This is a genomic window from Clostridium sp. OM05-6BH (assembly GCF_003481635.1).
GTDB lineage: Bacteria > Bacillota > Clostridia > Lachnospirales > Lachnospiraceae > Butyribacter.
In genome coordinates this window covers 1-18537 of record NZ_QULH01000007.1, presented here as the reverse complement: position 1 = coordinate 18537, position 18537 = coordinate 1, and the positions used below count along the sequence as shown (strand labels likewise).

At 42.2% G+C, this 18537-nt stretch carries 15 protein-coding genes and 1 tRNA gene; 12 read left to right on the top strand and 4 right to left on the bottom strand.

From position 1 onward, the window contains the following. Window positions 1-172: 172 nt before the first annotated feature. The 7 genes from DXB73_RS07775 (at window position 173) to trmB (ending at window position 8039) form a co-directional block, all read left to right on the top strand. A complete protein-coding gene (locus DXB73_RS07775; protein ID WP_118690702.1) occupies window positions 173-1768 on the top strand; it encodes a putative DNA modification/repair radical SAM protein in 1596 nt (531 codons plus the stop codon). Further along, entirely contained in the window at window positions 1765-2574 is an 810-nt protein-coding gene (locus tag DXB73_RS07770) for a TIGR03915 family putative DNA repair protein (protein WP_118690701.1), read from the top strand. Before DXB73_RS07775 ends, DXB73_RS07770 begins: the two co-directional genes overlap by 4 nt. 171 nt (window positions 2575-2745) lie before the next feature. After that, window positions 2746-4194: a 4Fe-4S dicluster domain-containing protein gene (locus DXB73_RS07765; RefSeq protein ID WP_118690700.1), complete on the top strand. Its 1449-nt coding sequence runs from the start codon at window positions 2746-2748 to the stop codon at window positions 4192-4194. A gap of 116 nt (window positions 4195-4310) precedes the next feature. Beyond that, complete coding sequence (gene metG / locus DXB73_RS07760) at window positions 4311-6344, top strand: methionine--tRNA ligase (protein WP_279221301.1); 2034 nt, start codon at window positions 4311-4313, stop codon at window positions 6342-6344. Window positions 6345-6487: 143 nt separating this feature from the next. Beyond that, a tRNA-Gly gene (locus DXB73_RS07755) sits at window positions 6488-6558 on the top strand. 75 nt (window positions 6559-6633) lie between these two features. Next, a complete protein-coding gene (locus tag DXB73_RS07750; protein ID WP_118690698.1) occupies window positions 6634-7392 on the top strand; it encodes a histidinol-phosphatase in 759 nt (252 codons plus the stop codon). Further along, window positions 7389-8039: a tRNA (guanosine(46)-N7)-methyltransferase TrmB gene (gene trmB / locus DXB73_RS07745; RefSeq protein WP_118507617.1), complete on the top strand. Its 651-nt coding sequence runs from the start codon at window positions 7389-7391 to the stop codon at window positions 8037-8039. The genes DXB73_RS07750 and trmB overlap by 4 nt, the downstream gene beginning before the upstream one ends. A gap of 154 nt (window positions 8040-8193) precedes the next feature. On the opposite strand, the gene DXB73_RS14375 is transcribed toward trmB, so the two are convergent. Next, window positions 8194-8400, bottom strand: a complete 207-nt coding sequence (locus DXB73_RS14375) for a hypothetical protein (RefSeq protein WP_147352635.1) — start codon at window positions 8398-8400, stop codon at window positions 8194-8196. Window positions 8401-8631: 231 nt separating this feature from the next. On the opposite strand from DXB73_RS14375, the gene DXB73_RS07740 reads away from it, so the two are divergent. After that, complete coding sequence (locus tag DXB73_RS07740; RefSeq protein ID WP_022024527.1) at window positions 8632-9795, top strand: FprA family A-type flavoprotein; 1164 nt, start codon at window positions 8632-8634, stop codon at window positions 9793-9795. Window positions 9796-9922: 127 nt separating this feature from the next. On the opposite strand, the gene DXB73_RS07735 is transcribed toward DXB73_RS07740, so the two are convergent. Continuing rightward, window positions 9923-11443: a TrkH family potassium uptake protein gene (locus DXB73_RS07735; protein WP_118507616.1), complete on the bottom strand. Its 1521-nt coding sequence runs from the start codon at window positions 11441-11443 to the stop codon at window positions 9923-9925. An 81-nt stretch (window positions 11444-11524) separates the two neighbouring features. Continuing rightward, window positions 11525-12913, bottom strand: coding sequence for a Trk system potassium transporter TrkA (gene trkA / locus DXB73_RS07730; protein WP_118690784.1), 1389 nt, complete (start codon window positions 12911-12913; stop codon window positions 11525-11527). Between the two features lie 214 nt (window positions 12914-13127). Here trkA and DXB73_RS07725 point away from each other — a divergent pair, with 214 nt between their 5' ends. Next, the gene (locus tag DXB73_RS07725) at window positions 13128-14069 is read left to right on the top strand and encodes an AEC family transporter (protein ID WP_022024088.1); all 942 of its coding nucleotides are present in this window, start codon (window positions 13128-13130) and stop codon (window positions 14067-14069) included. On the opposite strand, the gene DXB73_RS07720 is transcribed toward DXB73_RS07725, so the two are convergent. Beyond that, on the bottom strand, window positions 14043-14486 hold the full coding sequence (locus DXB73_RS07720; protein WP_118690697.1) for a hypothetical protein: 444 nt from the start codon (window positions 14484-14486) through the stop codon (window positions 14043-14045). The genes DXB73_RS07725 and DXB73_RS07720 overlap by 27 nt on opposite strands. 428 nt (window positions 14487-14914) lie before the next feature. Here DXB73_RS07720 and DXB73_RS07715 point away from each other — a divergent pair, with 428 nt between their 5' ends. The 3 genes from DXB73_RS07715 to DXB73_RS07705 all read left to right on the top strand — a co-directional run. Next, the gene (locus DXB73_RS07715; protein WP_118690696.1) at window positions 14915-16729 is read left to right on the top strand and encodes a hypothetical protein; all 1815 of its coding nucleotides are present in this window, start codon (window positions 14915-14917) and stop codon (window positions 16727-16729) included. Window positions 16730-16760: 31 nt separating this feature from the next. Beyond that, window positions 16761-17954: a leucine-rich repeat domain-containing protein gene (locus DXB73_RS07710; RefSeq protein WP_182448273.1), complete on the top strand. Its 1194-nt coding sequence runs from the start codon at window positions 16761-16763 to the stop codon at window positions 17952-17954. A gap of 83 nt (window positions 17955-18037) precedes the next feature. Further along, window positions 18038-18537, top strand: a 500-nt coding sequence (locus tag DXB73_RS07705; protein WP_147354466.1) for a hypothetical protein, incomplete at its 3' end; no start/stop codon positions are given.

The window sequence follows — 18537 nt, the reverse complement described above, 5'->3', positions numbered from 1 at the left end:
CGTCGTTGTACCAGTGTATTCGACAAATGTGGTAAAAAAATGACAAGCCCATTATAACAGGAAACAATTGGCAGGTCAATGTTTGTTGACAGGATAAGGACCGGGTGATATAATACGAACAAATGTTCGATTATGGTTGCGATTGCGTGATGGGAAAGGATTGTGGTTTGCTATGATATTACAGGAGAATGCAACATTACAGCAGAAGCTTGCGATATTATCAGATGCAGCGAAGTATGATGTTGCATGTACTTCCAGTGGTGTTGCCAGAAAGGCAGAAGCCGGGAGCATTGGAAATACAGAGGCGGCAGGTATTTGCCATACATTTTCCGGAGATGGCAGATGTATCTCTCTGCTTAAAATATTGTATACCAATGAGTGCGTATTCGACTGTAAATATTGTGTGAACCGATGCTCAAATGATGTGCCAAGAGCGAGCTTTACCCCAGAAGAAATATGTACTTTGACAATGGAGTTTTATCGACGTAATTATATCGAAGGGCTTTTTTTGAGCTCCGGGATACTGCATTCACCCAATGAAACGATGGAACAGATATGCAAGGCATTACGTGACCTTCGGATCATACATCGGTTTAACGGATATATTCATTGTAAGGCAATTCCGGGGGCGGATCCTGCGCTTATTGAGATGGCAGGTTGGTATGCGGATCGTATGAGTATTAATTTGGAGCTGCCGACGGAAGAAGGATTAAAACGTCTTGCGCCCAATAAGACGCGAAAGACGATCTTGACACCGATGCGCCAGATTCAAAATGGAATGGCAGAAAGTCGCGAGTATCTCGGCATGAAAGGGGGCAATTACGGCGCATATCATTTTACGCAGGAGCGGAAGCAGAAACGTCTCGTCATGCGGGGAGCTAAGGATACTTTTGGTACACATGCAATCTCACGGGGAGTTGCGAGTGCTTCCGGTGCACATACAGTCTCACGGGGAGTTAAGGGCGTTCCCGGTACAAATGCAGACAATGGTGGATATAAGATTTCTCATTCCGGAAGCGGGGACAGCGTGATCACAGGGACAGACCTTATGCGGCAGGGGAAAACCACATCTGGATTGCAGTTGTGGAATTCCTGCGATACGAAGAGGGGATTTGTCCCGGCCGGACAGAGTACACAGATGATCATTGGTGCCTCCGGGGAGACAGACTATGAGATCATGGCGGTATCAGAAGCGTTATACCGGCGTTTTGACCTGAAGCGGGTGTTTTATTCTGCGTTTATCAATGTCAATAAGGATAGTACTCTTCCGGCACTGGATAGTCAGCCACCGCTGCGGCGGGAACACCGCTTATATCAAGCAGATTTTTTGCTGCGCTATTATGGATTTGAGGCGAATGAGCTATTATCACCCAGCCACCCTAATTTTAATACGTATTTGGATCCTAAATGTGATTGGGCGTTGGGACATTTGGAGTTATTTCCGGTAGAGATAGAAAGTGCAGATTATGATACGCTGCTTCGCGTGCCGGGGATCGGCGTGAAGTCAGCAGGCCGTATTATCCGCGCAAGGCGTACCGGCAGAGTGGATTTTGATTCGCTCAAGGCGATGGGAGTCGTTCTTAAACGGGCTATTTATTTTATTACGTGCCATGGGCGTATGTTTCAGGATTTTCTCAAAGTGGAGGAGGACTATATCACACGCAGTCTTTTGGCAGATAATACAGATGTGATGCGGGGATTTGGTGAGAGGGTAACGTATCGGCAGTTGTCGTTGTTTGATGATTTTCCAAACGGAGGATTGGTATGAGGCAGGAAGAGGAGAACAGACCGCTTCGGATCTATCAGTGTGAAGATACACAGGACGGGATATTGACAGCGGTATACGAGGCGGGCATTTCCGGATATGGGCATAAGTATATTCGGATCGCACCGATAAGGGAAGGCGAGACAGAGTCCTTTGTCCTATTTGCGGAATATATTACGGTAGTAACGGATCCGGAGCATGCTCGCATTGTCTTAGATAAGGTGCAAAGCGGCATTAGCAGAAATGCATATGAGTATGTTATGTATGCGCTGGCGTCGAATGATCCGGAGAAGGCCAATCTGGTGTATCAGTTTGTTACATATGGTTTTACCATTGGCAGAAGGGTAACGGATGCGATGCAGATACCGTGTGTCAAAGCAATCTTCGCGCTGCAGAGGCGTGTCCGCAATGAAGCGGCATGGTTTCGGGAAATATTGCGTTTCCAGGAAGTCTCTGTAGAGCCATCGGTACTTTTGGCGGTGATCGAGCCGGATCACCGTATATTGACGATGATCGCCTCGCATTTTGCAGATCGTCTCAATCCGGAGCGTTTTATGATCTATGACAAGGGACACTGTGAGGTGATGATCCATGTTCCCGAGCAGCCTTGGTATATTCGAGCGTTGACAGTACAGGAATGCGCACAGTTAGATGTGCTTTTGGAGCAAAAAGAAGAATATGTCATATTGTGGAAGACATTTTTTGACAGCATTTGTATTCATGAGCGTCGCAATGATTCATTGCAGACAAATATGGCACCCAAGAAATACCGCACGCATATGACAGAATTTCAACCCGAACAACAATAGACTATTTTCGCGACAGGGTGATCTTTTCAGAAGACAAATTGTCATAATCGCCGTGTTTTGGTATGAAAATGCAAACGTATTGTGTAGATTTTCCACAAGGGATATGTTATAATGTCGAAAAACTGTATTGAGAAAAATTATTAAGATGAACCAAATGGAAAGGAGTACAATATGCTTTCAGATGACGTAACAGTGTTAAACATTAAGCACAAGGTTTTACAAGAGGTAGCCAAGTTAGCGTATGACAAGAAACTTGAGGAGGGGAAGGAGCTTCTTCCATTCCAGATGATTCCGGGACCAAAAGCAAGATTTCGTTGCTGTATTTATAAAGAGAGGGAAATTATCCGCCAGCGTGTGCGTTTGGCAGAGGGTAAATGCCCGAGTGATAAGCAGAGTGACAGCATGATTCAGGTTATTTCTTCTGCTTGTGAGGAGTGTTCCATTGCACGTTATGTAGTAACAGATAACTGTCGTAAGTGTATGAAGAGATCCTGTCAGCAGGCGTGCCGCTTTGGTGCGATCTCTATGGGAAAAGACCGTGCTTACATCGATCCTAGTCAGTGTAAAGAATGTGGACTTTGTTCTAAGGCATGTCCATATAACGCCATTGCTGATCTGATGCGTCCATGTAAGAGAGCGTGTCCGGTAGATGCAATGTCTTTCGATGAGAATGGCATTTGTGTGATTGATGAGGAGAAATGTATTCAGTGTGGACATTGTATTCACAGCTGTCCATTCGGTGCAATTGGATCCAAGACTTTTGTTGTAGACATTATTAATGATATGTTGGCTGGTAAGCCGGTATATGCTATGGTAGCTCCGGCAACAGAGGGACAGTTTGGTAAAGATATTTCCATGACCAGTATCCGAGAAGCCTTAAAGAAGATTGGATTTAAGGATATGATCGAAGTTGGTCTTGGTGGAGACATGACAGCGGCTGCAGAGGCAGAAGAATGGGCAGAAGCAGCCAAAGATGGCAAGAAGAAGACAACCTCCTGCTGTCCGGCATTTGTAAATATGGTCAAGAAACATTTCCCAGAGGTATGGGATTGTGTATCTACGACAGTATCACCAATGTGTGCAGTGTCCAGAATGATCAAGGCGAAAGAGCCGGAAGCGGTAACTGTATTTATCGGACCATGTGTTGCTAAGAAATCAGAATGTCAGGATAAGAGCATTGAGGGCAATGCAGATTATGTATTAACATACGGCGAACTCAGTTCTATTATGAAAGCTAGGAATGTGAAGTTTGAGCCGGCGGAGAATGATTCACAGGAAGCAAGTATTTATGGTAAGAAATTTGCTAATGCAGGCGGTGTTACTGCGGCAGTGATCAAATGTTTGGAAGAGACACAGGGAGATGCCGATATCAAAGTTCGTACCTGTAATGGTGCAGCTGAATGTAAGACAGCATTGACATTGTTAAAACTTGGCCGTTTGCCGGAAGACTTTATTGAAGGTATGGTCTGTGAAGGCGGTTGTGTTGGCGGCCCTAGCCAGCACCGTACCGAGAAGGCAGCGATGAAAGACCGTAATGCATTATTGGGTGAGGCAGATGAGCGTGGAGTACACGAGAATCTCGAACATTATCCGATGGACACCTTCTCGATGCATCGTTAATTTTGAGCATAGGAATTTGTCAATGAGGTATCTTGACAGACCATATGGGATAAACTAAACTAGTAAAAGGCTAGGAACACAAAGAAGCAATAAAACGAGTAAATCGTCTTTAAGGTTTGGGACACCGAGCCTTAAAGACGTTTTTTGCAGAAAGAGGGAACGAAATGGCAGACAAGAAGACATTTTATTTGACGACCGCGATCGCATATACGTCCGGCAAACCACATATCGGTAATACGTATGAGGCAGTGCTCGCAGACAGTATTGTGCGTTATAAAAGATTAGAAGGATATGATGTTCGTTTCCAGACCGGTACGGATGAACATGGTCAGAAGATCGAACTGAAAGCGGAAGAGGCAGGAGTAACGCCAAAGCAGTTTGTTGATGACGTATCCGGACAGATCAAGACAATCTGGGATCTGATGAATACATCGTATGATAAATTTATTCGTACAACGGATGATTATCATGAGAAACAGGTACAGAAAATATTCAAGAAATTATACGAGCAGGGAGATATTTATAAAGGATTTTACGAAGGAATGTATTGCACACCATGTGAGTCTTTCTTTACATCATCCCAGCTTGTTGATGGTAAATGCCCGGACTGCGGCAGAGAATGTCAGCCGGCGAAAGAAGAGGCATACTTCCTCAAGCTCAGCAAATATGCAGACCGCCTGATCGAGCATATCAATACGCATCCTGAGTTTATTCAGCCAGAGTCCCGCAAGAACGAGATGATGAACAACTTCTTGCTTCCGGGACTGCAGGATCTCTGTGTATCCCGCACTTCTTTCAAATGGGGAATTCCGGTAGATTTTGATCCGGATCATGTTGTATATGTATGGATTGATGCATTAAGCAACTATATTACCGGTCTTGGATTTGACTTAGATGGTAATGACACTTTGGAAAATGGCGAGGATCTTTATAAGAAGTTTTGGCCGGCAGATCTGCATCTGATCGGTAAAGACATATTGCGTTTCCATACGATTTATTGGCCGATCATGCTGATGGCACTTGATCTTCCACTTCCGAAGCAGGTATTTGGTCATCCATGGCTGCTTCAGGGCGACGGCAAGATGAGTAAATCCAAGGGTAATGTGATCTATGCAGATGATCTTGTTGATATTTTCGGTGTTGACGCTGTGCGTTATTTCGTATTGCATGAGATGCCATTCGAGAACGATGGTGTGATCAGTTGGGATCTGATGGTAGAGCGTATGAACTCCGATCTTGCGAACGTACTTGGTAATTTGGTAAATCGTACGATCTCGATGACAAATAAATACTTGAGCGGCGTTGTGGCAGACAAGGGTGTATCTGAGGAAGTAGACGATAACCTCAAGCAGTTTGTTCTGGCAACACCAGCCAAAGTAACAGCCAAAATGGACCAACTTCGCGTAGCGGATGCGATTACAGAAGTATTTGCTCTGTTCAAACGCTGCAATAAATATATTGATGAGACAGAGCCTTGGGTTTTAGGCAAAGATGAAGCAAAGAAAGATCGTTTATCAACAGTATTATATAATCTGGTTGAGGCGATCACGATCGGCGCCAGCCTGTTAGAGGCATTTATGCCGAATACAACGGATAAGATATTAGCTCAGCTTGGCGCACAAAAACGCGCTTATGATCAGATGAATCAGTTCGGGCTGTACCAGTCAGGTGGACACGTTGTAGAAAAACCGGAGATCCTCTTTATGCGACTGGATCCAAAGGAAGTGCTTGCCAAAGCAGAGGAGATCAAGCAGAAACAGATCGCAGAAGCTAAGGCAGAGAGTGGCGAGACCGAAGAGGAAGTCATTGATATTGAGCCAAAAGAGGAGATCACATTTGATGACTTTATGAAGATGCAGTTCCAGGTAGGAGAGATCATTGCCTGCGAGGAAGTGAAAAAGTCCAAAAAGCTTCTTTGTTCACAGGTTAAGATCGGCAGCGAAGTAAAGCAGATCGTATCCGGAATCAAGCAGCATTATTCCGCAGAGGAAATGGTCGGCAAGAAAGTGATGGTTTTGGTGAATCTGAAACCAGCTAAGTTAGCCGGAGTTCTTTCTGAAGGAATGTTACTTTGTGCAGAAGATGCAGAAGGTAATCTGGCACTGATGGCACCAGAGAAGACGATGCCGGCGGGTGCAGAGATTTGCTAAAGAAATCTTTACTTTTTGAGTAAAATCTGATTTAATATATAAGAAACAAGGGTCAAAAGCAGATAGCAAGTATGCAGACATACATTGTTATCTGCCGGGATGGCCTGTTAAGAGCCAACAAGTAGCAGATCACTTGCAAATATGCAGCTGTAGTATATCGGTAGTACATTAGCTTCCCAAGCTAAGGGGGCGGGTTCGACTCCCGTCAGCTGCTTTTTTACGGAATAGGAAATAATTACTAAAGCAAAGCGCTGGCTTTGCTTTTTTACGGAAAGAAGGAAACGAGACCATGTATGCAAATTATCATACGCACACCAAACGCTGTCAGCATGCAGTAGGTGAAGACCGCGAGTATGTTGAGGCTGCCATTGCAGCAGGGATACAGGTGCTGGGCTTTTCGGACCATTGCCCATGGGTCTATAAAGATGATTTTGTGTCCGGAATCCGTATGAGAGCGGATCAGGTTGAAGAATATGTGGATTCTATGCAGAGACTGCGAACAGAATATCGCAATGATATTCGAATTTTGATCGGCTTTGAAACGGAACATATGCCGGATCTGATCGAAGCGCAGGATGAATTACTTGCACCATATCCGATCGACTATATGATATTGGGTCAGCATTTTCTGAAGCAGGAACGCGACGGAGTTTATACCGGTGCGCCGACAACGGATGAAACAACGTTACAGAACTATGTGGATACCGTTATTGCAGGGCTCGAGTCCGGCAGATATCTGTATTTGGCTCACCCGGATCTCATTAATTATGTTGGAGATGCAGCGATTTATGAGCGGCACATGACAAGACTTTGTCAGTATTTAAAAGAACATGACCGCCCGATCGAGTTAAATATGCTTGGTGCTGTTGATGGCAGACATTATCCGAGCAAACGCTTCTTGGATATTGCGAGCAAAGTGCAAAACAAAGCAATTATTGGAATAGATGCACACAGTCCGGAGCAGATCAAGCGGTCCAACGTTGGAGAACAGATGCTCCGCAGGATGGCGCAGGGAATTACAATTATCGAGCAAATGGAGGAAGTATGAGATTACGAAATATAAAAGGAGCTGACGAAAGAATTTTAGCGGATCCGTATACGATACAGACGGATGGTACGGATGGAGCTGATTTCAAGGGACGTTGGAATCGTGAGTATTTTCATAATGACCATCCGATACACATAGAGATTGGCATGGGAAAGGGTCAGTTTATTACGACGTTGGCACAGCAGAATCCGAACATTAATTATATAGGTATTGAAAAATATTCCAGTGTATTGATTCGCGCCATTGACAAAAGAGAGGAGCTTGCATTAGATAATCTGCTTTTTATGAGAATGGATGCGGAAGAAATTACCGATTATTTTGAGCCGGGCGAGGTTGGCAGGATATATCTCAATTTTTCAGATCCATGGCCAAAGGATCGTCATGCAAAGCGTCGTTTGACCTCGACTACATTTTTGTCAAGATACGATCAGATCCTGCAGCGGGCTGGTGTCGTTGAATTTAAGACAGACAATCGCCCATTATTTGATTTCTCACTCGAGCAGCTTCAGGAAGCGGGCTGGCATGCCGATTATGTATCCTATCATTTACATGAAAATGGACCGGCAGCAGATAATATTATGACGGAATATGAGCAGAAATTTTATGCTCTAGGCAATCCAATCTGTAAATTCAGAGCACACCGATAGACAAAAAAGAAACAGCAGATAGGCTTCATGTTGTTTGCATGAAACCTGACTGCTGCTTTTCGTTATAGAAAACTTCTCGCTTCCTATAATGAAAACATGATCTGCGAGAATGCGATCACTGCACAATTGATGTTGTGTAGAACAGATCCCCACTCTAGTACATACAATCGTTTGACGTATTAGAAGAACGATCGGAAGCCTTGTTGGAAGATTTGTTGGAAGAGCTGTTAGAAGATTTGTTAGAGCTCTTGTTGCTTGACTTTGCAGAAGATTTGTTAGAGGAATTGTTGCTTCCGCAATTCTGTGTGCTGTCAGAGCAGTTCTCATAATTTGGTGACTGATTTGTTTGTTTTTTTGACATAATAATCTCCATTTCTGTAAGGTGTTTATGGGCACCGCAAAACGTTTCAGAGTAACCCATAATGATCAACCGGTTACATTTATAGTGTGCCACCGGTTAGCAAATTTATGACGATGTCAAATGGAAATACATGGTAATTCCATATTATTTTTAGTAGCATTTTACACATAGGATGTGTATAATAGAGGCAGAAAAAAAATAAGCCCGTTGTGGCAAGAATGGAGGATACATATGAGTGTTAAGTTTTCAGATTCTGTAAAATACATTGGAGTGGACGATACAACGATCGATCTATTCGAGAGTCAGTATGTAGTACCGAAAGGAGTTTCTTATAATTCCTATGTCATTTTGGATGACAAGGTTGCATTGATGGATACAGTGGACAAGCGAGGCATGGAGCAGTGGGAGAAGAACTTGACTGCAGCGTTAGACGGTCGTGCCGTAGACTATTTGATCATACAGCATTTGGAGCCGGATCATGCCGGAAGCATTGCGCGTTTGGTAGAATTATACCCGGAGGTAACTTTAGTTGGAAATGCGAAAACGTTCCAGATGCTTCCACAGTTTTTTGACCTGCCGTTAGAGGGACATACTTTGACAGTTAAAGAAGGTGATACACTTTCTTTGGGATCACATACATTGACATTTGTAATGGCACCGATGGTACACTGGCCGGAAGTTATGGTTACTTATGAGAGCAGCGAAAAAATTCTGTTCTCCGCAGATGGTTTTGGTAAATTTGGTGCACTGTCTCTTACTGAAAATGAGGACTGGGCGTGTGAGGCACGCAGATATTACTTTAATATTGTTGGTAAATATGGAATACCGGTGCAGACTTTGTTAAAGAAAGCGGCCGGACTTGATATTGCAACAATCTGCCCGCTACATGGACCGATCTTGACAGAAAATCTCGGATATTATTTGGATCTTTACAATACTTGGAGCAGTTATGAGCCGGAAAGCAAAGGTATCCTGATCGCATATGCGTCTATTCATGGCAATACCGGTAAAGCAGCAGAGAAACTTGCAGAAATCCTCCGCAGCAAGGGTGCAGAAAAAGTCGTTGTCAGTGATCTTGCGCGAGAAGATATGGCAGAAGTAATAGAGGACGCATTCCGTTATGACAGAATGATCGTGGCAGCAGCAAGTTACGATGGCGGCGTATTTCCTTGCATGCAGGACTTCCTGCATCATTTGCAGAGCAAGGCATATCAGAATCGCAAAGTTGGAATCGTAGAGAATGGTTCTTGGGGACCAACTGCGGCACGCACGATGAAAGCAATTTTAGAGCCGATGAAGAATATTACGATCGTAGATCCGGTCGTTACGATCAAGTCAACACTGAAAGAGAGTGATATTCCGAATTTGGAAGCATTGGCAGATGCAATGCTGTAGATATAGGTTATGTTATGACAGCAGAAGTGGACTGTAATGACAATGGGAATCCTATTAGATAACGATGTCAGTAAAAAGGCTTGCACCGCAACGGTGCAAGCCGGTTTTGCTTTTGTATGCCATTCGCTTATTTATTTGCTTTTTTCTTAGCCGCCTTAGCGGGAGCGGTTACCCGTCGGCTGGATTTTTTGTCTTTGGAACGATGAAATAGAGTATCTTTCCACAACGCAGGATGAAATAGGATCAACAGTGGGAATAGCTCCAGTCTGCCTGCGATCATATCAAACATAAAGACACATTTGCTGAAAGGAGTAAATGCTCCAAAATTTTCTATCGGGCCGACTTTTTCCAATCCGGGGCCAACATTGTTGAGTGTTGTTGCAACAGAAGTAAATGTTGTCACCAAGTCCTTTTCCTCAAAGGAGATCAGGAAGGTTGAAACGGCAAATACGATTATATATGTGATAAAATATACATTCGTTGCACGCAGCACTTCGTGTTCCACCGGTTTCTTTTCAAATTTAACCTTCTGAATACTTTTCGGATGGATATAGGAGTGCAATTCCTTACCAACTGTCTTAAATAAGATCACGATACGCGATACTTTCATACCGCCGCCGGTACTTCCTGCACATGCACCGATAAACATCAAAAGCACCATGATCGTGCGTGAAGATTGCGGCCATAAGTTAAAGTCAACGGTGGAATAGCCGGTTGTTGTAATAATGGAAGCAACCTGGAAAGAAGCCTGGCGCAATGCATCTGCTGCATTTCCAACCATCTGTAAAATATTGCAAAAGATAATGCCGATCGCTACTGCAATGATCAGAAAATAATAACGAACTTCCTCCATTTTCAGAGCATTTTTCCATTTGCGAAGTAGTAACAGATAATAGGCATTAAAATTCACACCAAATAGCAGCATAAATATTGTGATCACCCATTGCAGATATGGAGAATAACTTGCAATGCTATCATTTTTAATACCAAATCCACCAGTACCGGCGACACTAAATGAGGTCGTGATCGCTTCAAATAAAGACATGCCGCCGAGCAACAGCAGGATTACCTGAACGACAGTCATGCCAAAATAGATCACATACAAAATCTGTGCCGTGGATTTAAGATGCGGCACCAGCTTGCCAACGGAAGGCCCCGGGCTCTCCGCACGCATCAGATTCATATTGGAGCCGCCACTCATAGGAATGATCATCAGCAAAAAGACGAGTACACCCATACCACCGATCCAATGTGTAAATGCGCGCCAAAAAAGTGTTGCATGGCACAGACATTCCACATCACTCAACACCGTCGCTCCTGTGGTCGTAAAACCGGACACGATTTCGAACAGTGCATCCACGTAACTTGGATATTCACCAGTCAATATTAATGGGAGAGAACCGAAAATACTGAGTGTGATCCAACTGGCGGCTGTTGCCAGACAGCCTTCCTTAAAATAAAACATCGCATTTTTGGGTTTATGACGTGTTCCCAACACACCCAGAACAATGCAGATAACTGCGACCAGCAGATACCATACACTTTTCTGTTCCATATATAGGACACCAACAATAAATGGAAAAAGGAGCAATGCACCTTCAATCATCAATACATACGATAAAATATATTTTACAGCCGAATAATTCATATCAAATCTACATTCCTTTCTATGCCAGCCAGCCTTTCTGGGGCTTCAGCACATTGCCGCAGGCACAGTATATCTTGCCGTTTATGCCAGAATATCCTGCAGATCGCCCAGTCCGGTGTGTGTAGTTACGATCAATACGGCATCGCCGACCATAATGCAGTCATTACCGGATGGCATGATGATTTCGCCATTGCGGAAAATACACGAAACCAAAAGATCCTTCTTGAGTTTCAGTTCCATTAAAGGTTTGCCGGTTACTTCACATTCTTCTTTCACCAAAAATTCCACTGCTTCCGCACGAGAATCAAACAAATTGTATACAGTTTCTACGTTGCTGTTCAGCGAAGCACGTTTTGCGCGCACGTAGGCAATGATCGTTTCAGAAGTAATATGTCTTGGATACACAACACTTCCCAGATCCAGTTCATTGATCACGGTTTTGAAGTTGGAGCGGTTAATCTTCGTAACCACTTTGGCATCCGATACGTTTCTGGCATGAAGCGTCAGAAGCACATTTTCCTCATCAATTCCAGTCAGAGAGACAAAGGATTCTACATGTTCAATGCCTTCTTCCTTAAGAAGTTCGGTATCTGTGCCATCGCCATTAATAATGATTGCATCCGGAAGCATCACAGCCAACTCTTCACAGCGGGCGCGGTTTCGCTCGATCATTTTGACTTCGATACCGACATCCAGTAAGCATTTTGCCAAATAATAAGCAGCTTTGCCACCGCCGACGATCATTGTGTCACGCACCTGATTGGTAGGAAGTCCAATGCGTCGCATAAAATTCTTCGCGTCATGTTGAGCGGCAACGAAAGAAACCATATCTCCCTCTTCAAAGATAAAATCTCCGGCTGGGATTGTCATTTCGCCATCGCGTTCTACGCCGCAAATGACGATACGGTCGAGAAGTCCGGTACGACCCAAGTCTGCAATCGATTTTTGATTCATTGTATTATTTTCAGCAAGCTTAAACTTTACAATCTCGGCCTGACCATGAGCAAAAGAGTGAACTTCCAAGGCAGTAGGCAGGTAGAGTAATCGCGCTGCCTCATTTGCAGCTGCCTGCTCCGGGTTAATGATCAGCGCAAGTCCTAGTTTCTCACGTAAATAAGGGATTTCTTCACTGTATTCCGGATTTCTTACACGGGCAATTGCAGAGCAATCGCCGACGCGTTTTGCAACAGTACAGCACAGCAGATTGAGCTCGTCAGATTCGGTGACAGCGATCAACAGGTCTGCGCTCTCAATGCCTGCCTCCATCTGTACACTGTAACTTGCACCTGTTCCAACAATGCCCATTACATCATACATGTTTGTCAGGTCATGGACTTTAGTGGGATCTTTGTCAATCAAAGTGACTTCATGCCCTTCTCTGGTTAGCTGGTCGGTGAGCGTTTCGCCGACTTTACCACAGCCAACAACAATAATTTTTAACCCTCTGCGGGTTAAACTTTTCTTTGCCATCTCTATTCTCCATTCTTTCATTTAATTCCTGCGAGAAAACGACATTGTCCCTTGCGTAAATTATAGTATAGCACAATTCTCTATTTTTGACACTATAAAGTATTATGTGGTACAGTTATTGGTGCAGCAAATAAAAATAGGTGAATACGATTTATAGAAATTATCTATGGAAATAGATTTGCTATATTAGAAAAAGAACAGAGGAGATAATACGATGAGTAGTTTTATATTTAGCTTAAATGCGACAGTTCCGGTATTTGCAGTGATCGTGATCGGTAATCTTTTATGCAAGATTGGCTTGATCGATGAGCACTTTGCAAGCATATCCAATAAATTCGTGTTCAGAGCCTGTCTGCCTTGTATGATCTTTTTGGATCTGGCTGATACTAACATCCGACAGAATTTTGATGCACCGTACATAGGGTTTTGTTTTATTATAACGCTGATTTCCATCGTTGTGATCTGGTTTTTGGCGGCAAAGCTAATGCCGGACAAATCAATGGTCGGTGCTTTTGTGCAGGGATCATACCGCAGCAGTGCGGCGATCTTAGGTGTTGCCTTTATTCAAAACATATATGGGACTTCCGGCATGGCACCATTGATGATCATTGGATCTGTCCCTCTTTACAATATCTTTGCGGTCATCATTTTGACCTTTACGAGCAGTGACGCAGACAAAAAGGGCATCCGCAAAGCGTGTATTGGCGTGTTGACAAATCCGATCATCATTGGAATTGTGCTTGGGATGATCGCATCATTTTTTAATATTAAATTTCCGGGGATGGTTAAAAAGACAATATCGAATATGGGAGTTATGACCTCGCCGTTAGCACTTATTTCGATCGGTGCAACATTTCGTGGCAGAGAGGCACTTGCAAAGATTAAGCCGACCTTGGGTGCATCCTTTATTAAGTTGATCGGTCTGGCTGCTGTATTTATGCCACTTGCCATATATATGGGATTTCGCGATCAAAAGTTGATCGCACTTCTTATCATGCTGGCATCGCCCTGCACACCGGCGTCTTATATCATGGCAAAAAACATGGATGGCGATGCAGAGCTTGCCTCTAGTATTGTGGTCGCAACCACAGTTTTGTCAGCGGTAACATTGACCGTTTGGATCTTTGTATTAAGAAGTTTTGGTTTCGTCCAATAATTGATCCAGCTTATCATGGATCTCTTCTGTTGATTTTTTATTATATTTCACAATAAGTTTGGCGGCCTGCAACGTAGTTTTGTTGATGGATTCTTTGTACTGTTCGAAAGAAGCATCGTCGATAGTGGCAGGTTCGCCTTTTTTGTCATTCAGACGTTCCATCTCCTGACTCATTAATTCTAATAATTTATCTTGATAAGCTCGCTGCAGTAAATCCTGCTGTTCTTCGCTCTGTTGTTTCAGCATGAGCATACCGTCCACCATAAAATAGGTAGCAGCCAGTGTGACGATCACCATCAGTATACCTAAAACTGCGCCCAACAGGGATCCGGCAAAGACATCTTGAAAAAGAATGATTCCAAGCAAGCCTGCCATCCAAACTAAAGCAGCCGCAATAATTGTTTTTCTCGTTTGCATAATAATCTATCAATCCTTTCTTAAATCGTAAATGTTGCTTTATCAGCACAAAAATAGAATACCACGAACAAGGATATGCTGTCAAAGAACATACAATACAAAATAAAACATATGCAACAAATAAAATGTATAATTGACCGTTCACCGGCAAAAAACGACCGTTCAAAAGTTTTTTGGTCGCAATTATAAAAAGTGTGCTAGGATATCGGCAACAAAAAAAGGAGGAAATACAAATGGGAGAGATTATCGCATTGGTAGAAAATGTTTTAATTCTTAAGAATTCTTAAGATTGCGTTCAAACTATTGATTTTGTTATTAATATTTGATGTACTAAATGTATCAAAGACAAAAAGCAATATCCCTTATGCTGCTATGTTGCGGTATAAGGAAAACAAAAAATTTCATAATAGCAGGAAGGAGTGATCATTATGATCCAATGGAAAAAATTAATCTTAAGTACAATAGCAGCGATAGGAATCGCCTGCTTTGCAGGAGGAACAGCAGATGCGGCATCGGTTAAAATTGATGAGAAGACATTTCCGGATGTTTGTGTACGTACAGCAGTAGCACAGTATGACAAAAATAAAGATGGAATTTTGTCCGATCAGGAAAGAGACAAGGTGACAGGGATCGACTTTGATTCGGCGCTTGCGCAGCACTATACAGAAGGTCATTGTGTTGACTTTGAGGGCATGCAAAATTTCACAGACATCAATTCGATCTATTTGGATTTGCGATATAAGGCAAAGAATAACTCGTACAAATACTGGAATTATCGCGCTGACAATTTGACGCAGTGTTTTCCAAATGCACAGAGAATTTCAATTTATTGGTATGGTAATCAGACAATATCGTTAAAAGGAACCGCTGTAAATGCAAGGAAAATTTCCCTTTATGCTTTGCAAAATGGAAAACTGGATTACTCTTTGTATGCACCGAATGCGCAAAATGTGGAAATATGTGGGAAATTTACGGATACTAAGAAATCCTATGGTCAATATTTCCCGGATGCATCAGAAGTGATATTAGAAGAGACTAATATTGGAGGCAACAATACGTTAGCTGGGTTCAAAGGTTTGCAAACATTGTACTTGTCAGGAAAAGCGATTACGTCTTTGAACTTTTCACCGTTAAAGAATAACCCGATTTATAGTTTGAGCGTTGAACGAGCTGCTTGCAGATCAATGGATCTTTCGCCACTCAAAACGTGTAAGTTGAAGGTACTTAGTTTAAAAGATTGTGGAGTGAATTCTTTGAACTTTCAACCATTGGCGACATCACCATTGCACAAATTATATGTGATCAATTGTCCGCTGAAAAAGATTGATGTGAGCCCGTTGAAAAACACGTTGACAGAATTATGGCTGGGAACATTGCAAAATACTTATTTTTGGGAAGAAATAAATCATAAGCAGACCAAGCCAAAATATCAATTGTTAGATCTGTCCAAGATGAAAAAGCTCAAACGTGTTTATGCCTGTGGCGTGGCTTCGTTGAAGACTGTGAAATTAAAAGATACCAAAACGAAACAGGGTATTCGCTCTTTGTTGGAGCTGCATTTATACGGCACCGGAATAAGAACATTGGATGCCACGGCAGCCAAAAATCTGAAGCGTTTGTTTGTAGGTGACCGGATCAGAAAATTGACTGTTGATAAATGCAAAAAACTGAAAGAAATTGGAGTAATTAATCTCGGCTCGAAACAGGCAGCTACAATTAAGAGCAGCTCAGTGCAGCATATACAGTATCAGGGAAAAACATTAAAGAAATTAAGTTTTTCAAAATGTCCTAAATTATACACATTATCAATCAAATGCACTAAGGTTGGAACCGTAAATCTGAGGTCAAATAAAAGACTGCATTATATGACCTTGAACAGTAAAAAGACGGGAAAGGTTGTGTATCCAAAGGTTTCCACAAAGGGATGGCATGATTGCTGCGATCTGGTGGAAACGAATTATTATAAAAATCTGGATGAGTATAAAAATGATCCGGATGCAAAAGGAGTATATAAGGAGTATGTTGGATATACTTTGGAATATCCAACCAAGATATTAGATATATCTGCATGGACATCGCTCAACAAAACGGTGAAGAGATGTATGTTTGGGTATGGTGATTTTGATCATGAAAAGTGTGCGACAAAGAAGATCATCATCAACAAAAAGCTTCGAAAAGCAGACAAAAAATGGATCAAGAAGTTTGCTAAGAAATGGCACGTAAAAGTAGTTGAGAAATTATAAAAGGGATTTTTAGAAAGGAATGGTGGTAAAAATGAAAAGAAAATGTTTTGGTATCATGGCATTGAGTTTAGCGCTAATCTGTAGCAGTGTTACGGCGACAGTCACTTCAGCATATGAACCAGACCGTGCAAAGGCATCTTATGCTACGCCGGCAAAAGCAAATGTAGATGAGAAAAATATGTCTCATATCGGTAATTATTCGTATTGCTTAATCCGTAATAAAACAGCAGCGAAGATTTATGTAAACAGCGGCACGGAGAAAACAGGCGTTATCCCAACAAAAATCAATGGTATTCCCGTAAAAGAAATTGGTTGTGTGGACAGTGATGTAAAATGGGAAAAGTTGATTGTTTCAGATGGTATCGAGGTGATTGATGCCAAGGCATTTATGGGATTATCACATTTAAAAGAGATATGCATCGGCAAGGACGTGGAATATATCGGTGAATATGCTTTTCCGCGTGGCAGAAAACTAACTAAGATCACTGGTGGACAAAACATTAAATTTCTGGGAAGAGGTGCTTTTGCTGAATGTTATGGAATAACAAAACTTCCAGCATTTGTAAAAACGAACAAAAACTGTGTATATGGTCAGGCTATATTTATGAAAGCAAAAGGTTTGCGAAATGTTGTTGTTCCACAAACTATGAAATATACTGTTGCAACATTTAAAAATTGTGACCAGCTTAAGACAGCACGTGTGGAAGGTGTTGGATATAAGCCGAATAAGCAAAAGTGGAAAACCATGACGAACACAGCAGTGAATCGTGCAATGTTTAAGAATTGCCGTAAACTGCAGAAGGTGACATTGACTAACAATATTACACATTTAAATGAACAAATATTTGCTAATTGTATTCGTTTGAAGAAGGTGAATATACCAACACAATGCAGATACATTGGAGAGGGCGCATTCTTAAATTGTAAGAGTCTTCAAAAGGTGACCGTTTCAAAGAAGTGTAAAGTAATTGGCAAATCAGCATTTTTGCGCTGCAGTAATCTTAAAAAGGTCAATATACCAAAAGGATGTCGTACGATTGGACCGCTGGCTTTTGGTAAATGCAAGAATCTTCGTAGTCTGTATGTGCCAAAAACCGTTAAAAACATTGATCAATGGGCTTTTTATGGTAGCAAAAATCTTACATTGACCGTAGATAAAGGAAGTGCTGCAGAGAAGTTTGCGAAAAAGTACGGAATGAAATACCGTTATAAATCATGTCGATAAGGCGAGAATGTTGCGACAAAAGTGAACAGTCAAAAGGCTTGGTATAGTAAGATAAAAAAATAATGTAAAAGGAGGAAGGGAATATGAGGTTAAAAAAAGGTATCATAAGTATTGTTCTGATATTAGCTGTTATTGCAGGGGGCTTAAGTGTGAATCAGGAAAAGGTGCAGGCAAGTGATGCAGATCTTGGATTTGAACCATATGTGACAGACTATGCAACACCTGCAAAGCAGGAAACAGAGTGGAAGACAGATGGAATTTATGAATATGCGTTAATTCGTAACAAAACAGCGATAAAATTGATGATAGTGAAACCGCAACATACCAAAAAGATCATTGTGCCATCGCAGTTTCATGGACTTCCGGTTAAAGAATTAGCATTTGTAGATGCAGGAAAAGCAGAAACACTGGTAATTTCTGATGGAATTGAGGTCATTGATCATCAAGCAGCAAAAGCAAATCCATACTTAAAAAAAATACACTTAGGGAAGGATGTTCAATACATTGGCTCATGGGCATTTGCATATAATAAGCGTTTACAGAAAGTGACTGGCGGAGAAGACGTGCGATTTGTTGGCAGATG